Genomic DNA, 23,711 nt, shown 5'->3' with positions numbered 1-23,711 from the left:
CATGATTTTACCTAATAAATATGTATCTAATTCAGAAAGTCTAATAGGTTTAGGCGCATTAATATTAGATGTAATGGGAAAGAAATCTATTCCTTTAGATAAATTGTGGAAAGCTTTTGAAAAAAAATACACTATTAATAAATTAAATAATCCTCCGACGTATCAAAAATTCATTTTAACACTAAATTTAATGTTTATGTTGGGGATGATTGGATATACTGACGAAGGAGAAATTTATAATGAAAATCTTAAATCTAATAATAAGTAATCCAAATGGTGAAAAGGTTAGAGAAATTCAATTCGAGAAAAAAGGGATAACAGTTATTTATGGTAAGGTGAATAAACCTGAGGATGAAAAAGAAACATCGAATAGTATAGGGAAAACATTATTATTAAAGTTTATTGATTACATATTCGGTGCTAATGAAAATGCAGAAATGGTAAAACCGAAAATTCATGAATGGTATTTAGATGCAGTAGTAGAGTATGAAGGTACAAAGTTCAATATAAAACGAATACTAGGGAAATCTGAGCTTATAGTCGATGGAGAAAAATATGAGCTAAGTGAATATAAAGAGCGTTTTAAAATTGATAGGAAACTATACAATAAACAAGTTTTTCTAACTCAAAAGAGCCATTTAATTAGTAGTCGGAGTGATGCAAGCTTAGACGATTATACATCCTTATTCTATTTGTTGGATTTGCAAAATTTATCAAATGAATTGATAGAATACTATGAAATCCAAAATAAGATTAAAGAATTAACAATACTTGAAAAAAGAGTAATCCAGTTCTTTGATGGTATTGAGTTATCTCAAATTGAAGAACAGATTTTCTTGATAAAAAAAGCCATTAAAGAAAAAGAAAAAGAATTAAAACTATTGGATGAAAGAATAACTAATATTCAAATTAGTAAAGAAAAATCTGAGATAATGGATGAATATGCTGACAAAAATTATAAATTGAAATTATTACAGGTAAACTACCAAAAGTTAAATCTTGAATACAGAAGATTATCACAATCATTAGATGATTTCAATAAAATAGACATTTCATCCCGAGAGATAAAGAAATTGTATGAGAGAGCCAAATTTGAAATTCCTCAGTTAATTAAGAAAAGGTTAGAGGAAGTTGAGGAGTTCCAAAAAAATGTTTATTCAGATAGAAAGAATCTAACTGAAGAGAAATTAGAGAAAGTAGCAAGTAGTCTATTCATTAAAAAGAAAGATATTAATGACTTAGAAAATGAAATAGAAAAACTTGCAAATATCATATCTCAAAATGAGATTTATCAAGAATCTATGGCAATATATAAGGAAAAAAGTATGGAATTACAGAATCTTATGTATACACGAGGGGAATTATCAAAAATTGATGGGATAATAAAAGAGAGAAAAGACGAAGAAGACAAATTGGCGACAAAATATAGTGATGTGAAAAATGTTTATACAACTTATATGGAGAAGGTAGATAAATACAAAAACTTCATTTATGAAATGGTTCATAGTATATATACCGATAAAGTAGAAGCATATTTTTCAATTCAGTTGAAAAATCGTCATAAAAGGAATAGACCTTTTGCTGTTGAACTGAATTTAACAGGTGACACAGGTGAAGGCGTTGGGGAAGTACGTAAGCTATTAATAGACTTATTGATTCTTAGATATAATAAATATTTAAATGTTTTGATACATGACTCAGCATGTTTTTCAGGAATCGACAATAGGCAAGTTTCTAATTTGATTAAATTAGGACACAATATAGGTCAAGTAAATGATAAACAATATATTATTTCAATAAATGATTATCAACTTAATAAAAAAGATGAGGAGTTAATGGAATTAATTAATAATCACACGAAATTAGAACTAGATGAAAATGATAAGTTACTTAAGTTTAGTTTCTGAAAATAATATTGTATTTTTATTCTTATAAAACTTTGGAATTTCTCAATAGGAATCTATTTTTTTCGGAAAGTTGGTCACAAAATTAGGATGGAAATAGTATTATTCATACACTTCAACTAATAAAAATAGTCAAAGGTTCTTAATTTTAGAAAAATAGAAATCTCTCTGCAAATCAAGTATAAAAAGATTAGGTATGAGTGTGTTATATGTAGATAAAAGACAGTATCTCTAATAAGAGGTGCTGTCTTTTATTTTAATAGTTATTTTCTCCAACTATGCTTTTAGCTTTGTCATATAAATTATCATAATGAAGTAATTGAATTTTCTTTTCAGCTGCTTCTCTTCTTAATCTATAAGTTATATGATGATTCTTTTCAAAATCGTTTCTTCTACCAGCAACCACTACATAATGGTAACGTGTCCTGTCTGTGATTAAAAATTCTTCTGGTAAAGATAATTTAGGGTTTCTGTATTTGGTGAATGTTTCATGCAAAGATGAAAAATGTATCTCTAGCCACCTTTTCCAATCATCGATTTGATTCAATCCTTTTCTGAATGCTTCGCCTAGAGTTCCATCTTTTAGGAATATTTTTTTATTAGGATGTTCCAATTCTACAAAGATAAACTCATGTCCACCTGAATTTCTTCCAATTAATAGATAGTCAACTCTATAGGAATTTCCAAGTTGGAATTCGGGGAAAATAAAAGCATCATGATGTCCAAAACTATACTCTTTTAATAGGGAAGCAATTATAGGATAAGCTTTATTTTCGTTAATAAAGCTTAAGATATCTCTTTCGTTTGAGTGGTTATTTTCTAGCAGTTTTGAAAATTGTTCTATTAATTTATTTAACTCATCTACCTTTTGTAAATCCATGATGTCTAAATAGTTATTTGGAAAAAGACTTTCATAATGCCGAACTGCTTTTGGGTATTCATGAAATTTGCTTTGGGTAACTGTAAAATCACCCAAATGAACCGTTTCTTCTTTTTTTATTCTTTTCCATTCTATTCGTTCTTGTTCAGTCAGAGAATTGTAATCTCTATCATAGATATTCATTGAAAATCCCTCCGTATCTATTTGTTTAGAATATATTAACATGAAAATGAATTTAGGGGATAAAGAGAAATGGTACAGTAGTATTTTTTATTGATTTTAAAGGGCTATTTTTCAACCGAAGAAGTAAAAAGTAGTATAAATTAATTGAACTTTTGGAACGGTTATGTCTTCTTTTTTTAATTTATTAGAACAGGTATAACAATAACTACTAGTTTCCTGTATATTGGTGTAGCGTGAAATTATAACCCATAATACTAAGATTATCCGTTATAATTAAACTACCATATACAGCACAGTTAAGGACTCCAAGGAGGCTCTTAACAATGAAAGGAAGCATTAAAAAAGATAAGAAAACAGGAAATTACTTTTACATTGCAGATATTGGTATTGACCCTTTAACAGGTAAAAGAAAGCAAAAGAAAAAAAGAGGATTTACTAGTAAGAAAGAAGCAGAAAATGCTTTAGCAATGCTGCTCTCAGAAGTTCATACTGGAACATATGTAGAACCTAGCAAACTTCTCTATGGTGAATATCTGGAAAGTTGGTTCAATACCAAGAAGCACAGTGTTGGTATCCAAACAGCGAAGGTACTGAAAGGGTATTTAAACAGTCGTATCATTCCTTCTCTAGGTAATATCAAATTAGCTAAGTTAACATCATTGCATATGCAAAACTATGTTAATTCACTGCGGGATGAAGGTTTAAAGCGAGGGACAATCGAGAAGATAATCAAAGTCATTCGGAACTCTCTTGAACATGCAATAGATTTAGAGTTAATCAGTAAAAATGTTGCAGCGAAAACGAAGTTGCCCAAAGCTGATAAGGAAGAGTTAACTGTGTGGAATGAACAGGAAGTACAGTTGTTCTTAAAAGCTGCACAGGATAGCAGGTATTCTATTGTCTTTCATATGGCTCTTGTAACTGGAATGAGACAAGGTGAATTGTTAGGCTTGCGGTGGAAAGATATTGATTTAGAAAAGGGACATTTGACTATTAGCCAAACGTTAAGCCATGATGGGAAGACGTTCTTGCTTGGAGGAAAGACAAAATCAAGTTTACGAAAGCTACTATTACCTGCATCAACAGTAGCAAAGCTAAAGAAACACAGAGCGGTCGTATTGAAAGAGAAGCTGAGTCAAGGTGAGGAATACCAAGACAATGACTTGGTGATGAGTACTCCTTCTGGAACACCAATTAATCCTGCTAATGTTAGAAGAAGTCTAAACACTTTGATTAAGAAAGCTGTTGTTCCAAAGATTCGCTTCCATGATTTACGTCATACGCATGCAACGTTGTTATTGGCTAAAGGTGTGAATGTGAAGGTGATTTCTGAGCGGCTAGGACATAGTAACATCAAAATTACATTAGACACTTATTCGCATGTGCTGCCAACGATGCAAGAAGATGCAGTTAATAAAATAGAAGAGATTTTGTAGGAAATGTGACCAATTCTGTGACCACTGGCTTTATAGAGTATGAAAGTAAATAAATAAAAACCGCATCAAACGTTAATTTGACACGGTTTCTCAAAAAGTATGACCCCGGAGAGGCTCGAACTCACGACCTCCACCCTGTCAAGGTGGCGCTCTCCCTGCTGAGCTACGGGATCTTCAAAAATGCTTATGTAACAGCATCTTTACTCATTATGTTAAAACAATTATATATAATTAACTGAAATTTTACAATATTTTTATAGTAATCTTTTGAATAGGAAGAGTTTGGAGTCAATTTAGTAGTGTATTAAGGAATATATAGGTAGGGAATGTAATGAAAAGTGGGTTAAAATAGAGCGGTTATATTATTTTTTTTGATACCAATCTAAAGGACCTTCATCACTCAAATCAACAAGAAAAGGGAATAAGAAGTGTAAAGGTAAGCTTAAAAGTTCTGGCATAGCGTTTATTGTTTTCTTTGATAGGTATTGCCTTCCGAAACAATAGGGACAATCTTTTTCAAATGTCACGAGTATCGACCATACATCTTTTACTTTCCATTTCGTTTTACAATACGTACAGTGCGCCATTGAGTTCCTCCTCATTTTAAGGTGTTTTCTAATATATTCTACTTTATTGTACGAAAGTCATTTGAATTTGATGTGGTAAAATGCAAGTTGTTTTGTTTTTTGTAAAAAGACAATAAAGTGATTACGTTTCAACACGTAAAACAAGCCTAACCTCGTTCTACATTTAGGGAGGGGGTAGGCTTGTTTTAATTCCGATCAAAGTCTCTTTGTATCAGGCTGTTTACACATTGCCCAAATAACTTCGCGTTAAGTTTGGGAGAATAATTTTTCCATTCTTACTGTATTTATCGAATAACTCTGATAGGAGAAGAACAAAGCTTTTATACTCTTCGTCATTTTCTTTCGGAGCATAGGACGCTGATAAATTCCTTCCTAAAAAGCCTTCATAATCAAAAAGTAAATCATTTTGATATTCTTTAAACTCGTATTTTCCATCTTTAAAAAAGCTGTTAAACATTTCTGGAGTTTCATCTATTCCACCGCTAAAGCCTTTAAAGGTTGGACAGGTTTTCTGGCAAATTTCTGCGTTCTCTTTAATAAGTGGACTAGTTACATCTCTACTATTCCAAACAAGTGCAACGTTTGCTTTTTGTTTTAAAATTCGTTGGCATTCGATTTTGAAAGCCTCTTTATCAAACCAATGAAACGCTTGGGCAACAGTCACTAAATCTACACTATTTTCTTTTAAAGTGGTATTTTCAGCAGTTGCTTTTATAGATTGAAAACGAGGATATTGGTTTAACGATTGTTCTGCCATTTTTCTCATGTCATCATTTGGCTCCACTCCAATAACATGTAAACCACTTTCAAGCAGCTGGCGGCTAAATATCCCTGTACCAGAACCAATATCGGCCACAATTTGATTCTCATTTAGTTCGTTAGCCGAAAGCAAATAATCAATATATTCATTAGGATAACTAGGGCGATATTTCGCATATATATCGGCCTTGTCAGTAAAATTTTCTGTTGTTTTCACCGTACTACCTTCTTTCCAAAGATATTATGTATAGAAATAGGAACCAAATAGTAATTTTCGCATCGGTCTCTAAGTCTACAACGTAAGAGTCCAGCTAAATGGTGCTGCCTTAGTTCCCGTATTTAAATTATACTATTTTGCGTGATATCTTCCAAAAGACCATAATTTTTTATTCATCTAAATGGTCTAATTGTTGAATACTATGACCATTTGTATATCGTACGAGGTTTATGTAGAATAAGAGATTTCTATGTTTAATGTCCAAATTGGCCAATATATCCTTTTTACAATTTACTTAAAATCATGTATAACAGAGATACAAGATTATTTTATAAATATTCAAAAGCAAAGGGAGAATTATCGTAATGGTAAGGAAGACGTTCAAGATGCGCGTATCTAAAAATAGAACGATTTCAATTAATGGCTCAATTCTTGATGTGGATGTTACACATGATGAGTTTTTGCAAGAGTTTGTTGAGTGGGTCGATTCTAAAGGTTGGTCGTTTATGGGGATGACAGATGAGATTACACCTGAGGAAGCTAGTCAAAATTTAATAGATTCATTAATTGATGAGAAGGATAAGAAAGAATAATTCTTTCTTATTTTTTATTGTATATTTATGTTCTTCATCGTAAAAGTATGATATAGTAAAAAACAGTGAATGTTCTTCCAATTTAATACAAATTACATATAGATTGGTAGATGCAGTTTTTAAGCTGTGAGAGTATAGTGAAAAGGGAGAGTCATATGGTAAATTTTAAGAAAATTTTGGCTTTTATTACCGTTATTTGTTTATTTTTTTTGACACCTATGACGTTACGTGCTGAGACGAATATTGGGGTGAACCCAGAACAAGTGGCACCACCACCTAAGGAAGGGCCAAATGTTTTTAGTCAGTTTGCAACTACAATTGATGCGAAAACTGGAGATATTTTGTATGATAAAAACGCACATCACCGTGCATTTCCGGCTAGTATGACGAAAGTGTTAACGGCGATTTTACTTATGGAACATACGAAGCCAGAGGATCAATTTACATTTTCACAATTAGCATTAGATCAAGAGAAGAGTAATTATCAAATTGAGTTTCAACCTGGTGAGACGATTAATAGAAATACTGCACTTATGATTTTAATGGTGCTGAGTGCAAATGATGTGTCGTATGCGATTGCGGAGTGTATTGGAGGAAGTGTTGAGAATTTCGCTAATATGATGAATGAGAGAGCGAAGCAATTAGGCGCTACCGACAGTCATTTTGTAACACCAAATGGATTGCATGATCCGAATCATTATACTACGCCATATGATATGGCTATGATTACGAGAGGTGTGCAAAAGTATCCTGAAATTTTACAAGCGATGAATACGAAAAGAACGACAGTTACGACATCTAGGCAGACGGTGTCTATTTTTAATAAATCTACTTATTTTGAAAATCCATATAGTATTGGTGGTAAGACAGGTTTTACAAATGAAGCGCGCAATACACTCGTTTTATTAAATGAGAAGGATGGAAATCGTATTATAAATGTAGTAATGGCTTCTCAAAGACCTGAAATTTATGAAGATTTAAAGCAGATGGCGGACTATTCTTTCGGTCAATTTGTGAAGCAAACTGTACTGGATAAACATAGTTGGCATCAAAAGACAACGTATTTAAATAAAGATATTGATAGTGAGCTTGAAAAAAGTGCAGAACTAATGCTTAAGAAAGATGAAGGGAAAAATGTGAAGACGACGTTCCGGGCGGCTTCATTAGATAAAGATTCTTTGTATCATAAAGGAATTCATCGTGGTGAAGTAGTTGGTGCAGTTGATATTACGAAAAATAATCAAACAATTGCGACGGTAAATGTTCTTTCTAAAGAAGATGTTACTTTTGCGATGCCTAAAAAAGATACGATCGAGCCTGAAGTAAACGAATCAAACGTGAAAATAATAAGCATTGGAATAGGTGCCGCCATATTATTTGGAGCCATTTTATTTGTAGTGCTACGCCGAAATACAAAAGGAATGAAATCAGAAGAAAAATAAATTACTAGTTTAAAAGGACTGTGAAGAGACTTCTTCACAGTCCTTTTTTATATTGTAAATAACTAATAATTGTAAATTTTCTTATTGCATTTCTAATATGTTCGTTATATTATTTAGTTGTGTTCTTGTTAAAGAACAAAACTGAATATTGCATACTTCAAATAATATAAAACAACGGAGAGGAAGAGAAACGATGAAATTAATTTGGAAGGTGATTAGCAACGTTATCTCATTTGTTTTATTTGCGTTAATGGTTTGCTTAGCTTTTGTAGTTATTTCTTCAAAAGCGAGCGGTGGTGATCCAACGGTGATGGGATATCAATTTAAGAGCGTTCTTTCAGGATCGATGGAACCAACATTTTTAACAGGATCAATTATTGCGATAGAGCCGACGAAAGATGGTTCTAAATATCAAAAAGGTGATGTTATTACCTTTAAAGAGAAAGATGAAAAAATTATCACTCACCGTATTATCGGTGTAAAAGATACAAATGGAAAAGTAATGTATGAAACAAAAGGAGATAACAACAACGGGCCAGATTTAGAACCGGTACTTGCGGAGAATGTTATTGGGAAATATGCAGATATTACAGTTCCTTATGCAGGGTATGCATTAAATTATGCGAATTCAAAAGCGGGAGCTGCTTTGCTTCTTATTATTCCAGGAGTCTTTTTACTAGGTTATTCCGCTATTACTATCTTTAGTGCGATTCGTAGCATTGACGGAGAAAAGAAAGAGAAAAAAGTAGAACAATCAGTCTAATTATTTTGGTTATAGTTTCCTATTAGGAAATTAACAAATATATATTAAGGGGATATGGACATGACTTTAAAGAAAAAATTAGGAATGGGTATCGCATCAGCAGTATTAGGAGCGGCATTAGTTGGCGGAGGAACATTTGCATACTTTAGCGATAAAGAAGTGTCAAATAATACATTTGCGTCTGGTACGCTTGATTTAGCATTAAATCCATCAACAGTTGTTAATGTATCGAATTTAAAACCTGGTGATACAGTTGAAAAAGAATTTAAATTAGAAAATAAAGGGACATTAGATATTAAAAAAGTACTACTAAAAACAGATTACAATGTAGAAGATGTGAAGAAAGATAATAAAGATGATTTTGGTAAACATATTAAAGTAACATTCTTAAAAAATGTAGACAAGCATGAAACAATCGTAAAAGAAACAACGCTAGATAAATTGAAGGGTGACACACTTACTGCTGTAAATAATGATTTAGCTGCTTGGTTCTGGGATGAAAAAGGTATTTCAGCAGGTAAATCTGATAAATTCAAAGTGAAATTTGAATTCGTTGATAATAAAAAAGATCAAAATGAATTCCAAGGCGATAAGTTACAATTAACTTGGACGTTTGATGCACAGCAAGGCGATGGTGAAACAAAATAATAAGGACAACAAAAAGAGACTATCGAAAGTGATAGTCTCTTTTTCTGCTAAAAGTGAAATGTAAAAAGAAACATAATTTTTATATCATTTTGTAATTCATTTTATTATAATAAAGATATAGTTCTTGATAAAGAACGTGTTGTTCGATAGGAGAGATTAAAATGCTGAAGCCACCTCGTAAATTCAAAAAGATGCTTATATTGCCATGTTTGTGTTCTATTACTTTTTATTTAGGCTCTCAAATGATGACTTATACAGAAGCAGCTTTCATTCATGAGACGAAAGTAGAGGCCACTATTTCTACAGCAAGTATTTTTCCGAAAACAGTTGATCAATTAATAGAACAAGCTAAGCAGCATAAGGAAGTTATTTTGCATGAGTACGAAGGGATGAAATCAAAATTAACTGCTAGATCCACTCAGGAATTAGAACAGGCGCTTGTTATATGGAAGCAAGGGCGTGAGAAGATAGCTACTGAGAGAGAATCGTTACAAAAAGTATATAAATCAATAGAAGAACCTTATAATCAAGTACAAGAAGAGTTAAAAGGAAATGGAACTGAATCGAATAAGCAAGTATTCTCGTATGTGAATGCTGGCTTCCAAATAGTAAAAGACAACTGTCAGTATGTCGATAAAGAAGTAAATTTACAGGCGATCGATAAACAAATTCAAGAGTTTGAGAAGTTACTAGTAGATGAAACAGCAAAACAAGTGAGTGAGGCTGAGAAGCAAAAGGAATTAGAAGAGAAGAAACAAGAGGAAGCGAAAAAACTAGAAGAGAGTAAGAAACAAGAGGAAGCGAAAAAACTAGAAGAGAGTAAGAAACAAGAGGAAGCGAAAAAACTAGAAGAGAAGAAACAAGAAGAAGCGAAAAAGCTAGAAGAGAGTAAGAAACAAGAAGAGCAGAAAAATAAAGATAGCAAGTAAAATATAGTAATATTCTAGAGTAGATAGGGATCATAAATAAATAGGTGAGGAGAGCACTATCACTCGCCTATTTCTCATGTCCTGCTCATTTTATTATTTAGCCACCTAGAGGTAGTTAGATGGATGAAGGCTATTAGTTAGTGGGGATAAGTCAAGAGATCAACAATATTATTTTGATTTATCAATATTTAACTGAAAAATCAAAATAATATTGAGAAATAAAAATAACTGAAAATATTAATAAATATGTGTTGTATTTCTATAGTTATGTTCGTTATAATGAACATAAGGTTTTTAAAAAAGAACACATATTAGCTAAGCTAATATAGTTTTAGTTACATCTCTTATTTTAAATAAGAGATAGCAATAAAAAATATAAAAAACAGCTAGGGGGAATTGATTGTGAGTCTGAAAAAGAAATTAGGTATGGGAGTTGCATCAGCAGCATTGGGGTTATCTTTAATTGGTGGAGGAACATTCGCATACTTTAGCGATAAAGAAGTATCGAATAATACATTTGCGGCTGGGACGTTAGATCTTACATTAGACCCTACAACGCTTGTAGATATTAAAGATTTAAAACCAGGGGATTCTGTTAAGAAAGAGTTCTTATTAAAGAATAGCGGTTCATTAACAATTAAAGATGTTAAATTAGCGACAAAGTATACTGTGAAAGATGCAAAAGGCGATAATGCTGGTGAAGACTTTGGTAAGCACATTAAAGTGAAATTCCTTTGGAACTGGGATAAACAAAGTGAACCTGTATATGAAACAACTTTAGCAGACTTACAAAAAACCGATCCAGATCTTTTAGCTAAAGACATCTTTGCTCCTGAGTGGGGAGAAAAGAGTGGATTAGAAGCTGGTACAGAGGATTATTTATGGGTACAATTTGAATTTGTAGATGATGGAAAAGACCAAAATATCTTCCAAGGTGATTCGTTGAATTTAGAATGGACATTCAATGCTAACCAAGAAGCTGGCGAAGAAAAATAATAAAAAAGCGGGTATCCCCCGCTTTTTTTATAAAGAAAAAAGAAGTGCTGATTGTAAGCACTTCTTTCTATTTATTATTTTTGATCTTGCTTCCATTTTGTAAATTCAAGAAATTCACGAAATTGTTCTTTGGAGACGCCGGAGTTCATTGCATCTTTAACGAGCTGTGTCCATTCGGAGTCTAAGTGATTTTCCTTTGTTGTTTCATCATGAAGTAAAGTATCAACTGGAATTTGTAGAACTGCTGCAATTTTTTCAAGAAACTGAATGGAAGGGTTTTTTTGTAAATTTCGTTCTATAGAACTAATATAAGATTTAGCAACGCCAGCTTTTTCGGCAAGTTCAGTTAATGAAATACCTTTTTGTAAACGCAGGCGTTTTATACGTTCTCCAATCATATTTGCGCACCTTTCTATCAATATGTCGTCGTCTTATGATGTCATTATTATAACATAAACTTCGCTAAAAAGAACAAACCTATTGAGCCTGAGTGGCCGGCTTCATACGTTGGAAAAAATGTTCGATATCTTGCAAGGCGATACCAGCGTCTAGAGCTTCAAGTATTAAATCAATCCATTCTTGATCCAATGCGTCAGTCTTATCTTTGTACAAATGTAATTCCTCCCTAATTATCGGTCATAACTGCTGCTACAGAATACGTGATAATACAATCAGATTTTGTATTTATGTAGTGAATTATCAAATATTTTGTAGATAAAACAAAGATAAAATCCCCATTAAATTCCCTCTATGGCGATTATAAAGTTTCTGACAAATATTTTCAATATTTTCAGAAAACATTGTTGAATTGTGATATATTCGTATGCTAACTATGGAATTTTTACAAATATATTAAAAACATTACATAATATGACTAAATATTGAAAAAATATTGAATTTTTAATAAAATTCAATTTGTAATACATATTATTTATTAGGGGAGGAAATAAGGGATGAACAAGAAACCGTTCAAAGTTTTATCATCGATCGCTTTGACAGCTGTATTAGGTCTTTCATTCGGAGCAGGTGGTCAGTCTGCATATGCTGAAACGCCTGTTAATAAGACAGCTACGAGCCCAGTTGATGATCATTTAATTCCGGAAGAACGTTTAGCAGATGCGCTAAAAAAACGTGGGGTAATTGATTCGAAGGCTTCAGAGACAGAAACAAAGAAAGCTGTCGAAAAATACGTAGAGAACAAAAAGGGTGAAAATCCTGGGAAAGAAGTATCAAATGGGGACCCACTTACGAAAGAAGCATCTGACTTTTTAAAGAAAGTGAAAGATGCAAAAGCAGATACGAAAGAAAAGTTAGATAAACCTGCGACAGGAACACCTGCAGCGACAGGGCCAGTTAAGGGTGGTCTAAATGGTAAAGTACCAACATCTCCAGCAAAGCAAAAAGCGTACAACGGTGATGTTCGTAAAGATAAAGTACTCGTTCTACTTGTAGAGTACGCTGACTTTAAACATAACAATATCGATAAAGAACCTGGTTATATGTATTCGGAAGACTTTAACAAAGAACATTATGAAAAAATGTTATTCGGTAATGAGCCATTCGCATTAGAAGATGGTAGCAAAATTGAAACGTTTAAACAATATTACGAAGAGCAATCTGGCGGTAGTTATACAGTAGACGGAACAGTTACAAAATGGTTAACAGTTCCTGGTAAAGCTGCTGATTACGGTGCAGATGCTGGTACAGGTCATGATAATAAAGGACCAAAAGGACCACGTGATTTAGTAAAAGATGCATTAAAAGCAGCTGTAGATAGCGGTATTGATTTATCAGAGTTTGACCAATTCGATCAATACGATGTAAATGGTGATGGAAATCAAAAACAACCGGATGGTTTAATCGATCATTTAATGATTATTCATGCGGGTGTTGGACAAGAAGCAGGCGGTGGTAAATTAGGTGACGATGCAATCTGGTCACATCGCTGGACTGTTGGACCAAAACCATTCCCAATTGAAGGCACACAAGCGAAAGTTCCATATTGGGGTGGAAAGATCGCAGCATTCGACTACACAATTGAACCGGAAGATGGCGCGGTTGGTGTATTCGCGCATGAATACGGTCATGATTTAGGTCTTCCAGATGAGTATGATACAGACTATACCGGTCATGGTGAGCCAATTCAAGCTTGGTCTGTTATGAGTGGCGGAAGCTGGGCTGGTAAGATTGCGGGAACAACGCCAACGAGTTTCTCACCACAAAATAAAGAGTTTTTCCAAAAAACAATTGGTGGTAACTGGGCAAATATCGTAGAAGTAGATTACGAGAAATTAAATAAAGGTATCGGTCTAGCAACATATTTAGACCAAAGTGTTACGAAATCAGCAAGACCAGGTATGATTCGTGTGAACTTACCTGATAAAGATATAAAAACGATTGCTCCAGCGTTTGGTAAGCAGTATTACTACAGCACAAAAGGTGACAATCTGCATACAACGTTAGAAACACCATTGTTCGATTTAACGAATGCAACGAATGCGAAATTTGATTTCAAATCGTTATATGAAATTGAAGCAGAGTATGACTTCCTTGAAGTACATGCTGTAACAGAAGATGGTCAAAAAACGTTAATTGAAAAACTTGGTGAGAAAGCAAATAGTGGAAATGCCGATTCGACAAATGGAAAATGGATTGATAAATCATATGATTTAAGCCAATTCAAAGGTAAGAAAGTAAAATTAACATTTGAGTACATTACAGATGGTGGCTTAGCATTAAACGGTTTCTTACTTGATAATGCTTCATTAACAGTAGATGGTAAAGTAGTATTCTCTGATGATGCAGAAGGTACACCACAATTTAAATTAGATGGTTTTGTAGTTTCTAACGGAACTGAGAAGAAAAAACATAACTACTATGTAGAGTGGAGAAATCATACTGGATCAGATAGCGCATTGAAATTTGCTCGCGGTCCAGAATATAACTCTGGTATGGTTGTATGGTATGCAGACTCAGCTTACACAGATAACTGGGTTGGTTTACATCCAGGGCATGGTTTCCTTGGTGTAGTGGATTCTCATCCAGAAGCAATTGTAGGAACTTTAAATGGTAAACCGACAATTGAAAGTAGTACACGATTCCAAATCGCTGATGCGGCGTTCTCATTTGATAAAACGCCAGCATGGAAAGTTGTATCTCCAACGCGTGGAACGTATACGTATAATGGCTTAGCGGGTGTACCGAAGTTTGATGATTCGAAAACGTATATTAACCAACAGATTCCAGATGCAGGACGTATTTTGCCGAAGCTTGGTTTGAAATTTGAAGTAGTAGGACAAGCTGATGATAATTCTGCAGGTGCTGTTCGTTTATATCGTTAATACAGTAAAACTACCGAGAGATTTTCTTTCGGTAGTTTTTTTGTGAGCAATGAATTTTATATACAAAAAGAAATTATATATAATGTAACTTTACGAATAGAAATTTATTATATATGAAGTCTATATAAATAATGAAAGAATTGGATGAAAATAGTGGGAGAAGGTGAATGAATGAGTGTTTCTTCTATTGTAAATAAACAAAAGGAATATTTTTATAATGGCCATACGAGAAGTGTAGAAGTGAGAAAGAATAATTTGAAGAAGCTTTATGAAGGCATTCAGCGTTTTGAAGAAGAAATATTTCAGGCGTTAAAATTAGATTTAAATAAGTCAGTTCATGAGTCATTTACAACGGAAGTGGGATATGTATTAAAAGAAATCTCTTTTCAATTGAAGCATATTTCATCGTGGAGTAAACCGAAGCGTGTTCGAACAGCACTTACTCATTTTGGATCAAAGGGGAAAGTAGTGCCTGAACCGTACGGTGTGACACTTATTATTGCACCGTGGAACTATCCGTTTCAATTAGCAATTGCACCGCTTGTAGGAGCTCTAGCAGCTGGAAATACAATCGTTTTAAAACCGTCGGAGTTAACGCCAAACGTTTCCAAAGTGATTACAAGGATGTTAGAGGATTTATTCCAAGAAGAGCTTGTAGCGGTAGTAGAAGGCGGCGTTGAAGAGAGTACAGCTTTGCTGAAGGAACCATTTGATTATATTTTCTTCACAGGTAGTGTGGGCGTTGGGAAAGTTGTCATGGAAGCAGCAGCAAAACAGTTGACGCCGCTTACGTTAGAACTTGGCGGGAAAAGTCCATGTATTGTACATAAAGATGCGAAAATAGATGTAACGGCAAGAAGGATTGTGTGGGGAAAGTTTTTAAATGCAGGGCAAACGTGTGTAGCGCCTGATTATCTGTATGTGCATGCTTCGGTGAAAGGACAGTTAATTGAAGCGTTGCGACATGAAATTGAGGAGCAGTATGGAAAAGAGCCGCTACACAATGATAATTATGTACGAATTGTGAGTGAACGTCATTTTGAACGTTTATGTACGTTTTTGAAAGATGGTAAAACTGTAATTGGCGGGAACTATAAAAAAGAAACTTTGCATATTGAACCGACAGTAGTAACGAATATTACATGGCAAGATGCTGTTATGGAAGATGAAATTTTTGGTCCGATTTTACCAATTATAGAGTACGAAAACATAGAAGAGGCAATTGACACAATTCAGCAACATCCGAAACCGTTAGCGTTATATGTATTCTCTGAAGATAAAGAAGTGCAAAAGAAAGTAACGAGTAATATTTCGTATGGCGGAGGCTGTGTTAATGATGTTGTTTATCATCTTGCAACGCCATATTTACCTTTTGGAGGCGTCGGAAGTAGTGGATTAGGGAGTTATCATGGGGAAGAAAGTTTTCGGACTTTTTCACATTATAAAAGCATTTTAGCCCAATCTACGGCATTCGATATGAAAATTCGTTACTCTTCTACAAAAAGTGCTTTAAAATTCATACGAAAGTTGTTAAAATGATGATGGTGTTTATCAGTAGGCGTAGCCGTATGATAATAGCCCCTTCGCAATGGAAGGGGTTTTTCTGTTCGACATTATGTATCAGGCGAAAATGAATCAAACATACTACATAAAGAATAGAAGTGAACGTTTGCTAAATAACCATTTTTGTTTGGATCGAAACAAAAAATAGTCTATAGAACATAAATATTTATTCATGAATATAAAAATTAAAATTTAAGGTAGATTGGACGGGAAAATGAAAAAGATTATTAAAGTTGAAGCAGTAGAAAAACATTTTGGAAATCAAGTGATTATCCCACCGCTTTCTTTAGATATTAAAGAAGGGGAATTTTTAACGATTTTAGGACCGAGTGGTTGCGGGAAAACGACGTTACTTCGTATGATCGCAGGATTTGAAACGCCAACTAAAGGGAATCTTTTATTAGATGATGAAAAGATTAACGATTTGCCACCATATAAGCGTCATATGAACCTAGTGTTCCAACATTATGCGCTATTCCCACATATGAATGTGGAGAAAAATATTTGTTTCGGTATGAAAATGCAGAAAGTACCGGCAGCAGAGCAGAAAGAGCGTGCTGAAGAGGCAATGCGTTTAACGCAGTTACTTGAGTTCCGTAATCGTAAACCTGCGAAGCTTTCTGGTGGACAGCAGCAGCGTGTAGCAATTGCGAGAGCGATTGTAAATAACCCGCGTGTATTATTACTAGATGAGCCACTTGGGGCGTTAGACTTTAAGTTAAGAAAAGACTTGCAACGTGAATTGAAAAACTTACAACGTAATTTAGGAATTACGTTCATATACGTAACGCATGATCAAGAAGAAGCGATGAGCATGAGTGATCGTATCGTTGTTATGAATAAAGGACATATTGAACAAATTGGAACGCCGAAAGAAATTTATAATAAGCCGAAAACATTGTTCGTTGCGACATTTATCGGTGAAAATAATATTGTGAAAAACGGGGAAGGCTATGTAGCAATTCGCCCTGAAAACGTAAAAGTGCGTTCGGTTGAAGAGCCGGTTTTAAAAGAATACCATCTTGGACATATTGAAGACATTGAGTTTGTTGGAAATATGGAAAAGCTTTATGTACGTGATGAGAAAACATCAGAATTACTAATGGCATATCAAACTGCTGAAGAAGCAGCGCAGTGGAGCATTGGAGATAATGTATACGTAGGCTGGGAGCAAGAGGACGAGGTGACCTTAAATTGAAAAAAGGGAAATTACTCGCACTACCTACAGTCGCATGGCTGTTAATCTTCTTCCTAATTCCCCTTCTGTTTGTATTGGCATTTGCCTTCATGCAGCGCGGAGCATATGGGACAGTGGAAATGCAATTTACATTAGAGAACATAGCACGTGTATTTGACCCATTATATATGGGGACGTTATGGGAAACAGTGAAAATTGCGGTTATTACGACAGTAATATGTTTACTGATCGGTTATCCATTTGCGTATACAATTACAATTGTTGATCGTAAATATCGTTCGATTCTTTTATTATTGGCAACGATCCCGTTTTGGATTAACTTCCTTGTTCGTTCATACGCATGGATTGTTATTTTACGTTCACAAGGTCTTGTAAACACATTGTTATTGAAGCTAGGCGTTATTAGTGAACCGTTAAATTTACTATACAATACACCTTCTGTAATACTTGGGATGGTATATTCTTTATTACCATTTATGATTTTACCGGTGTATGCAGCGATTGAGCAGCTTGATAAGCGTAAGCTAGAAGCAGCTTATGATTTAGGGGCAACACCAGTAAAGGCATTTTGGAATGTTACAGTACCAATGACGATGTCAGGGATTGCTACCGGTTCTATTTTAGTGTTTGTTTCTTCTATCGGAATGTTTGTTGTATCAGACGTTATGGGTGGATCGAAAGTAGCATTAATCGGAAACGTAATTCAAAATCAATTCTTAGGAGCGCGTGATTGGCCGTTTGGATCTGCGTTATCTATGATTGTTGTTCTATTCTCTGTTCTGTTAATTTACTTATATTATCGTGCAACGAAAGTATATAAATATGATGGGAACGGAGGGGAATAGGCAAAAATGAAGAAGTTTTTAGTTTCTTATTCTTGGTTAATTTTATTGTTCTTGTATTTTCCAATGATGGTTTTAATGGTATATTCCTTCAATGATTCTCGCATTAATGCGGAATGGGAAGGGTTCACATTCCATTGGTATACAGATTTATTTCAAAAACAAGATGTTATTGATGCATTTGTAAATAGTATGACGATTGCGATCGTAACGACGATTGTAACGACTGTTCTTGGTGTGATTTTCGCAATTGCATTACATCGTTATAAATATCGTTATGAAGGGGCCATTAATGGTCTTGTGTATTTACCAATTTTAATTCCTGATATTTTAATGGGATTATCTTTACTTATTTTATTTAGTCAATTAGGTATGGAGCTTGGTAAAACAACAATTATTATTGCACACATTACTTTTAGCATTTCATTTGTTGTCGTTATTTTAGCAGCACGTCTTTCTGGTATGGGACGTGATTTAGAAGAGGCTGCGAATGATTTAGGAGCAACGCCGTGGCAAACATTTCGTTTTGTAACGTTCCCAGCGATTGCACCTGGAGTTATTTCGGCTGCATTATTAACATTCACATTATCAATTGATGATTTTGTAATTAGTTTCTTCGTATCAGGACCAGGATCAACAACATTGCCATTATACATTTACAGTATGGTTAAGCGCGGAGTATCACCAGAAATTAATGCACTTTCTACAATTTTAATTGTAGCTATCGTAGGATTAATGGTTCTATCTGAAATCTTCCGTAACAAAGGTGCAGATGGTGAAGAAAACTCTGGAGGACACCTTCCTTTATAATACGAACGATATAGAAAGTACGAGGGGGTAATAAACCGATGAAATTGATGAAAAGATTAGCCGGCGCAGCAATTAGCTTTAGCCTTGTTGCTGGTGTACTTGCTGGTTGTGGTGAAAAAAAAGAAGAGTTAAACATTTATAGCTGGGCTGACAATTTTGATGAGCAAGTGCTAAAAGATTTTGAAAAGAAATATAACGTGAAAATAAACTATGATAAGTATGCAAGTAATGAAGAAATGCTTGCGAAATTACAAGCAGGTGGCGCGAAGTATGATTTAATTCAGCCATCTGACTACATGGTTAAAACAATGGCGAAAATGGACTTATTAGCACCGTTAGATAAGAAGAATATCCCGAATATCGAAAATATGGTTTCTAATTTCAAAACACCTGCGTTTGATCCAGAGAATAAATATTCTTTAGTATATACTTGGGGTGTAACAGGAATCGCATACAATAAAAAGTATGTGAAGGAAGCACCTACAAGCTGGGCTGACTTATGGAATGAGAAATATAAAGGGCATGTAACTTTATTAAATGATTCTCGTGAAGTGTTAGGAATGGGTCTTAAAAAGCATGGTTTCTCAAACAGCACGAAAGACGATGCGCAGTTAAAGACAGCAGCAGATGATTTAAAGAAGCTGCTTCCAAACTTATTAGCATTTGATACAGATAATATTAAACAGAAATTTATTACAGAAGATGCGTGGATCGGAACAGTTTGGTCTGGAGATGCAGCATTTATCGCTAAAGATAATAAAGATGTAGAGTACGTTGTACCAAAAGAAGGCGGCACAATTTGGGCTGACACGTTAGCAATTCCAAAAGGTGCGAAAAACAAAGAGCTTGCAGAGAAGTTTATGAACTACTTATTAGATGAAAAAGTAAGTGTGAAAAACTACGAGTCAATTGGATACAGTAATCCAAATGAAAAAGCTCATCCTCTTCATAGTAAAGAATATCGTGATAACCACATGATTTTCTTAACGAAGGAAGAATTAGATCGTACAGAATGGCTTGTTGATGTAGACGATAAGTTAAAAGACTATGATCGTTACTGGACAGAGCTAAAAACAAAAGGTAAATAAGTAAGAAAATGCGGTTTCTACAGTAGAAATCGCATTTTTTCATAGTAGGAGGAAATCGTTTGAAGAAGAAGTTACATCAATATGAGCTGATATGTATCGCTTTATTACTTGCTGTATTTGGCATTGTTGCTTGGCGCGTACATGCGGGTGGCGTTACAGTGATGGATACATATGTCCGAGGATTAGTAAAAGGAGTACAAACAGAAGAGTCGTTTGCATTTTTCTCACATTATACAAAATTAGGGTCTGCCATTGGAATCGTAACTACGCTCATTATAAGTTTACTTGTTTTTTGGAGAAAACGTTATTATGCTGCGATGATCGTATATCCAATGGGCATTTTAACAACACATCTTGTGAATAAAGGGATAAAAGAAATTATGAAAAGGGATCGTCCGTCGTTAAATGAAACGTTGGATGCGCTTGGGTATAGCTTCCCTAGTGGGCATGCGATGTTATCTATTATGACATTCGGGTTTCTTGCTTATATCATTGCAGCAAATTTGAAGAGTGTGACCGGAAAATATGTGATAACGCTTTTCATGGGAATAGTAATCGTATCGATTGGATTAAGTAGAGTCATTTTAAATGTACATTATCCAACTGATATTTTAGCAGGCTACTGCGTAGGTGGTATTTTATTAATTATGGCGATTTATTACCATCGTTTACTTACTGAGAGGTTTGCTCTTCATAAAGAGAGATAGAAAAACGTCTAGAAAAACTATTATTATAGTTTTTTTAGACGTTTTTTGTTTGTATGAAGATGTGATACATTATAAGTAACAATTGAATGATGTAAAGTAGGTGAAATGTGTGAAAACAAATGTACATAAAGTAGATAAGTGGGGGAAGTTAGGCGCTTTTTTATATCAGTTTCGTTATACAGTAATTGTAGCATTATTATTGCTTGCGATAGCACTGGGTATTTTCGCTCCAAAGTTACCGGGAGTATTAGGTGGTGATGGCTTTCAAACGGAAGGGGACTATCAAAAAACGAAAGAAATTTTAGATAAAGATTTTAAGAGGTCTCAAGATACGCTCCTACTCGTTTTTGAAAAAAATAAAGGTGTTTCACATGAGGAATTTAAAAAGCAGTTAGAGGAAATTGTAAAGAATGTTCAAGAGAAAGAGACATATGAATCTTTCCATCATCCAGTGCAAAATAAAGAAATGTTACAAGATGATATCGGCTATGCGACAATTTTATTTTCCGGGAAAACAAATAAAGAACGAATGGAAAAGACATTACAATTTGCTGATAAAATTGAAAAGGAAAGTAATACAGCATTAAAAGTAACACCTACAGGGTTTCCAAAAATTAATAAAGAGATTAATGAAAGAACGCAAAATGATTTAAAAGTGGCAGAGATGATTGGGTTACCGATTGCATTTCTCGTATTACTATTTTCATTTGGTAGCCTTTTGGCATCTATTTTACCAATTGTAAATGGGGCACTTAGTGTTATAAGTACGATGGGCATATTATACTTTATAGGTAGCGATAAAGAACTATCTATCTTTGTGTTAAATGTTGCACCGATGATCGGACTTGCGCTATCTATTGATTTTGCGCTATTATTTGTAAATCGTTTTCGAGAGGAAGTTGCAAAGCGAACGGTAAAAGAAGCAATAGCAATTACATATCAGACAGCAGGGCGGGCAATCGTATTTTCAGGATTATGTGTATTCGTTGGCCTATCCGGTTTGTTTTTCTTTAAAATCGATTATATTCAGTCTGTCGCAATTAGTGGAATGATTGTTGTGATTATGAGTATTGTATTCTCGCTCACACTCCTTCCAGCGCTATTATCCTTAATCGGTAAACGAATATTAAAAAAGAATCAAGTAGCACATACGCCGGCAAAGGCGTGGCGTAAATTTGCACAATTTGTAATGAAACACCCAATTGCGATGATTATTGTTGTTACAACATTTATTGTGATTTGTTTATTACCATTACGTACAGCTAATTTACAGTTCCCTGACGTAGAAGCTTTACCTAAACAAAGTGATACAAGAATTGCATATGAGAAGTACGAAGAGGCATTTAATAAAACTGCAAAAACACATGCTGATGCTACGTTAGTGGTAGAGACGAAAAAAGATATGAGAGAAAAAGAAAGTTTACAAAAGGTAGAAGAAGTCGTTCAAAAGTTAAAAGATGATAAGAAAGTATATGAAGTAAGAAGTTTATACGACAGTTTAAATGGAATGAAATCAGATCAAGTTGCTGGGATGTTACAGTCGCCAGAAGCTGCTAAAATAGCTCCGGTATTTGAAGCGTATACGAAAGGAAATAAGACAACAATCGAAGTCTTTTTAGATACAAAACCACGTACAGAAATTGCGAAACAGTGGGTGCGTGATTTTAAACAAAATTATAAAGAAACGAATGTTACGTATTATCTAGGCGGAATGACGACGTTCCAACAAGAGTTAGAAGATGAAATTAAAGATAAAGTTGCAATTGGTATGTCTGTTATATTTGGATCGACCTTCGTTATATTATTATTTGCATTCCGATCTATACTCATTCCAATTAAGGCAATTATTATGAATATACTTAGTTTAAGCGCAACAATTGGAATTGTTGTTTGGTTATTTGAAGGTGGTCATTTTGGTTTAGAAGCAAGTCCAGTTCTATTTGTTTTACCAATCTTTATTTTCGGCCTCGTCTTTGGGCTTAGCATGGATTATGAAGTCTTTCTTATTTCACGTATCCATGAATTATATGAAGAAACAGGAGATAATAATCAAGCGACGTTAGAAGGACTTGTGTCAACAAGTAGAATTATTACGTCAGCCGCTTTAATTATGATTGTTGTAACTGGTGCGTTTGCTTTTACTGATATTTTACCAGTACGACAAATGGGGCTTGGCGTCGCATTAGCGATATTCCTTGATGCAACAATTATTCGTCTTATGCTCGTACCAAGTTTAATGAAATTGTTTGGAGACTGGAACTGGTGGTTACCATTTCGAAAGAAAAAAGAAAAATCATCGTAAAAAATACTCATCTTATAGATGAGTATTTTTTTATGAATAGCAAGACCTACATTTTGCAAATAGTATGTGATAAGAACATTACATATAAGTAGGTGAAGGCAATGTTTCGTTATTTTAAATTTAAGCTAAATGATACAGTACAGTTTGCAGAAAACGATGGGCATATGTATCGCATTGTCGGTTATCGGTTAGAAAAAGGATTTTATCCAAAAGATGAATGGACTCATATTATTTATGAATTGCTTAGGGATTTTGATGGGTATACGATGGATGCGGAAGAAGAGGAACTTGTAAAGGTCATTCAAGTAGAGGATGAGTATTACAAAATACAAGAAGTATCGGGCTATCGTTATCCGGTAAAAATGAAGCAAAAACAACAAGTGATGAAAACAGAAAAGATGGATGACTTATTAGATACGTATAACGATTATAAGAGGTTGGCGGATTTCTTTAAAGATTTATCATATGAACAAAAAGCGGAAGAAGTGTTGCAGGAAATGAGAAGGCGTAGAGCATGAGGGGC

Annotated in this window: 23 protein-coding genes and 1 tRNA gene; 18 read left to right on the top strand and 6 right to left on the bottom strand. The window is 34.2% G+C overall.

Annotated features, from left to right (window positions below):
• Position 1: 1 nt before the first annotated feature.
• On the top strand, positions 2-268 hold the full coding sequence (locus RCJ96_RS08490) for an ABC-three component system middle component 6 (RefSeq protein ID WP_098604235.1): 267 nt from the start codon (positions 2-4) through the stop codon (positions 266-268).
• Complete coding sequence (locus RCJ96_RS08485) at positions 240-1,907, top strand: DUF2326 domain-containing protein (protein ID WP_446699756.1); 1,668 nt, start codon at positions 240-242, stop codon at positions 1,905-1,907. Before RCJ96_RS08490 ends, RCJ96_RS08485 begins: the two co-directional genes overlap by 29 nt.
• 253 nt (positions 1,908-2,160) lie before the next feature.
• Here the strand turns inward: RCJ96_RS08485 and RCJ96_RS08480 are convergent, their stop codons facing one another.
• Positions 2,161-2,967, bottom strand: coding sequence for a Shedu anti-phage system protein SduA domain-containing protein (locus RCJ96_RS08480; RefSeq protein WP_416504449.1), 807 nt, complete (start codon positions 2,965-2,967; stop codon positions 2,161-2,163).
• A gap of 323 nt (positions 2,968-3,290) precedes the next feature.
• On the opposite strand from RCJ96_RS08480, the gene RCJ96_RS08475 reads away from it, so the two are divergent.
• Complete coding sequence (locus RCJ96_RS08475; protein WP_446699755.1) at positions 3,291-4,403, top strand: tyrosine-type recombinase/integrase; 1,113 nt, start codon at positions 3,291-3,293, stop codon at positions 4,401-4,403.
• Positions 4,404-4,503: 100 nt separating this feature from the next.
• On the opposite strand, the gene RCJ96_RS08470 is transcribed toward RCJ96_RS08475, so the two are convergent.
• From RCJ96_RS08470 to RCJ96_RS08460, 3 genes are all read right to left on the bottom strand, one after another.
• Positions 4,504-4,576: transfer RNA gene (locus RCJ96_RS08470), tRNA-Val, on the bottom strand.
• A gap of 189 nt (positions 4,577-4,765) precedes the next feature.
• On the bottom strand, positions 4,766-4,990 hold the full coding sequence (locus RCJ96_RS08465; RefSeq protein ID WP_000929649.1) for a hypothetical protein: 225 nt from the start codon (positions 4,988-4,990) through the stop codon (positions 4,766-4,768).
• Positions 4,991-5,210: 220 nt separating this feature from the next.
• A complete protein-coding gene (locus RCJ96_RS08460) occupies positions 5,211-5,966 on the bottom strand; it encodes a class I SAM-dependent methyltransferase (RefSeq protein ID WP_074607982.1) in 756 nt (251 codons plus the stop codon).
• Between the two features lie 365 nt (positions 5,967-6,331).
• On the opposite strand from RCJ96_RS08460, the gene RCJ96_RS08455 reads away from it, so the two are divergent.
• The 6 genes from RCJ96_RS08455 (at position 6,332) to calY (ending at position 11,337) form a co-directional block, all read left to right on the top strand.
• Positions 6,332-6,559, top strand: a complete 228-nt coding sequence (locus RCJ96_RS08455) for a hypothetical protein (RefSeq protein ID WP_000251858.1) — start codon at positions 6,332-6,334, stop codon at positions 6,557-6,559.
• Between the two features lie 155 nt (positions 6,560-6,714).
• Positions 6,715-8,001 (top strand): D-alanyl-D-alanine carboxypeptidase family protein, encoded by a 1,287-nt coding sequence (locus tag RCJ96_RS08450; RefSeq protein WP_074607979.1) that lies wholly within the window; start codon positions 6,715-6,717, stop codon positions 7,999-8,001.
• Between the two features lie 193 nt (positions 8,002-8,194).
• Positions 8,195-8,764, top strand: coding sequence for a signal peptidase I SipW (gene sipW / locus RCJ96_RS08445; protein WP_000767813.1), 570 nt, complete (start codon positions 8,195-8,197; stop codon positions 8,762-8,764).
• 60 nt (positions 8,765-8,824) lie between these two features.
• A complete protein-coding gene (locus RCJ96_RS08440) occupies positions 8,825-9,412 on the top strand; it encodes a CalY family protein (protein WP_000172849.1) in 588 nt (195 codons plus the stop codon).
• A 161-nt stretch (positions 9,413-9,573) separates the two neighbouring features.
• A complete protein-coding gene (locus tag RCJ96_RS08435) occupies positions 9,574-10,341 on the top strand; it encodes a DUF4047 domain-containing protein (protein ID WP_446699754.1) in 768 nt (255 codons plus the stop codon).
• A gap of 402 nt (positions 10,342-10,743) precedes the next feature.
• Complete coding sequence (gene calY / locus RCJ96_RS08430; protein WP_446699753.1) at positions 10,744-11,337, top strand: biofilm matrix protein CalY; 594 nt, start codon at positions 10,744-10,746, stop codon at positions 11,335-11,337.
• A gap of 74 nt (positions 11,338-11,411) precedes the next feature.
• Here calY and RCJ96_RS08425 read toward each other — a convergent pair whose 3' ends face one another.
• Positions 11,412-11,735 carry a helix-turn-helix domain-containing protein gene (locus RCJ96_RS08425; RefSeq protein ID WP_000578880.1) on the bottom strand — a complete coding sequence of 108 codons (324 nt, stop codon included), beginning with the start codon at positions 11,733-11,735 and terminating at the stop codon, positions 11,412-11,414.
• Between the two features lie 79 nt (positions 11,736-11,814).
• Positions 11,815-11,949 (bottom strand): anti-repressor SinI family protein, encoded by a 135-nt coding sequence (locus tag RCJ96_RS08420; RefSeq protein ID WP_000276215.1) that lies wholly within the window; start codon positions 11,947-11,949, stop codon positions 11,815-11,817.
• A 341-nt stretch (positions 11,950-12,290) separates the two neighbouring features.
• Here RCJ96_RS08420 and inhA1 point away from each other — a divergent pair, with 341 nt between their 5' ends.
• The 9 genes from inhA1 (at position 12,291) to RCJ96_RS08375 (ending at position 23,706) form a co-directional block, all read left to right on the top strand.
• A complete protein-coding gene (gene inhA1 / locus RCJ96_RS08415) occupies positions 12,291-14,678 on the top strand; it encodes a M6 family metalloprotease immune inhibitor InhA1 (protein ID WP_074607977.1) in 2,388 nt (795 codons plus the stop codon).
• A gap of 171 nt (positions 14,679-14,849) precedes the next feature.
• Positions 14,850-16,217, top strand: a complete 1,368-nt coding sequence (locus RCJ96_RS08410) for an aldehyde dehydrogenase (protein ID WP_074607975.1) — start codon at positions 14,850-14,852, stop codon at positions 16,215-16,217.
• 238 nt (positions 16,218-16,455) lie between these two features.
• Complete coding sequence (gene potA / locus RCJ96_RS08405; protein ID WP_074607973.1) at positions 16,456-17,439, top strand: spermidine/putrescine ABC transporter ATP-binding protein PotA; 984 nt, start codon at positions 16,456-16,458, stop codon at positions 17,437-17,439.
• Positions 17,436-18,284, top strand: a complete 849-nt coding sequence (potB, locus tag RCJ96_RS08400) for a spermidine/putrescine ABC transporter permease PotB (RefSeq protein WP_070805543.1) — start codon at positions 17,436-17,438, stop codon at positions 18,282-18,284. The genes potA and potB overlap by 4 nt, the downstream gene beginning before the upstream one ends.
• 6 nt (positions 18,285-18,290) lie before the next feature.
• Positions 18,291-19,091 (top strand): spermidine/putrescine ABC transporter permease PotC, encoded by an 801-nt coding sequence (gene potC / locus RCJ96_RS08395; protein WP_000714198.1) that lies wholly within the window; start codon positions 18,291-18,293, stop codon positions 19,089-19,091.
• A 38-nt stretch (positions 19,092-19,129) separates the two neighbouring features.
• Positions 19,130-20,179 carry a spermidine/putrescine ABC transporter substrate-binding protein PotD gene (gene potD, locus RCJ96_RS08390; RefSeq protein ID WP_074607970.1) on the top strand — a complete coding sequence of 350 codons (1,050 nt, stop codon included), beginning with the start codon at positions 19,130-19,132 and terminating at the stop codon, positions 20,177-20,179.
• 59 nt (positions 20,180-20,238) lie between these two features.
• Entirely contained in the window at positions 20,239-20,886 is a 648-nt protein-coding gene (locus tag RCJ96_RS08385; RefSeq protein ID WP_139302782.1) for a phosphatase PAP2 family protein, read from the top strand.
• A 109-nt stretch (positions 20,887-20,995) separates the two neighbouring features.
• On the top strand, positions 20,996-23,188 hold the full coding sequence (locus RCJ96_RS08380; RefSeq protein ID WP_074607968.1) for an MMPL family transporter: 2,193 nt from the start codon (positions 20,996-20,998) through the stop codon (positions 23,186-23,188).
• A 101-nt stretch (positions 23,189-23,289) separates the two neighbouring features.
• Positions 23,290-23,706: a hypothetical protein gene (locus RCJ96_RS08375; RefSeq protein ID WP_000490293.1), complete on the top strand. Its 417-nt coding sequence runs from the start codon at positions 23,290-23,292 to the stop codon at positions 23,704-23,706.
• The last annotated feature ends 5 nt before the right edge of the window (positions 23,707-23,711 follow it).

It is taken from the genome of Bacillus sp. BSL6, from assembly GCF_052928345.1.
This window is presented reverse-complemented; position numbering and strand designations above follow the sequence as displayed.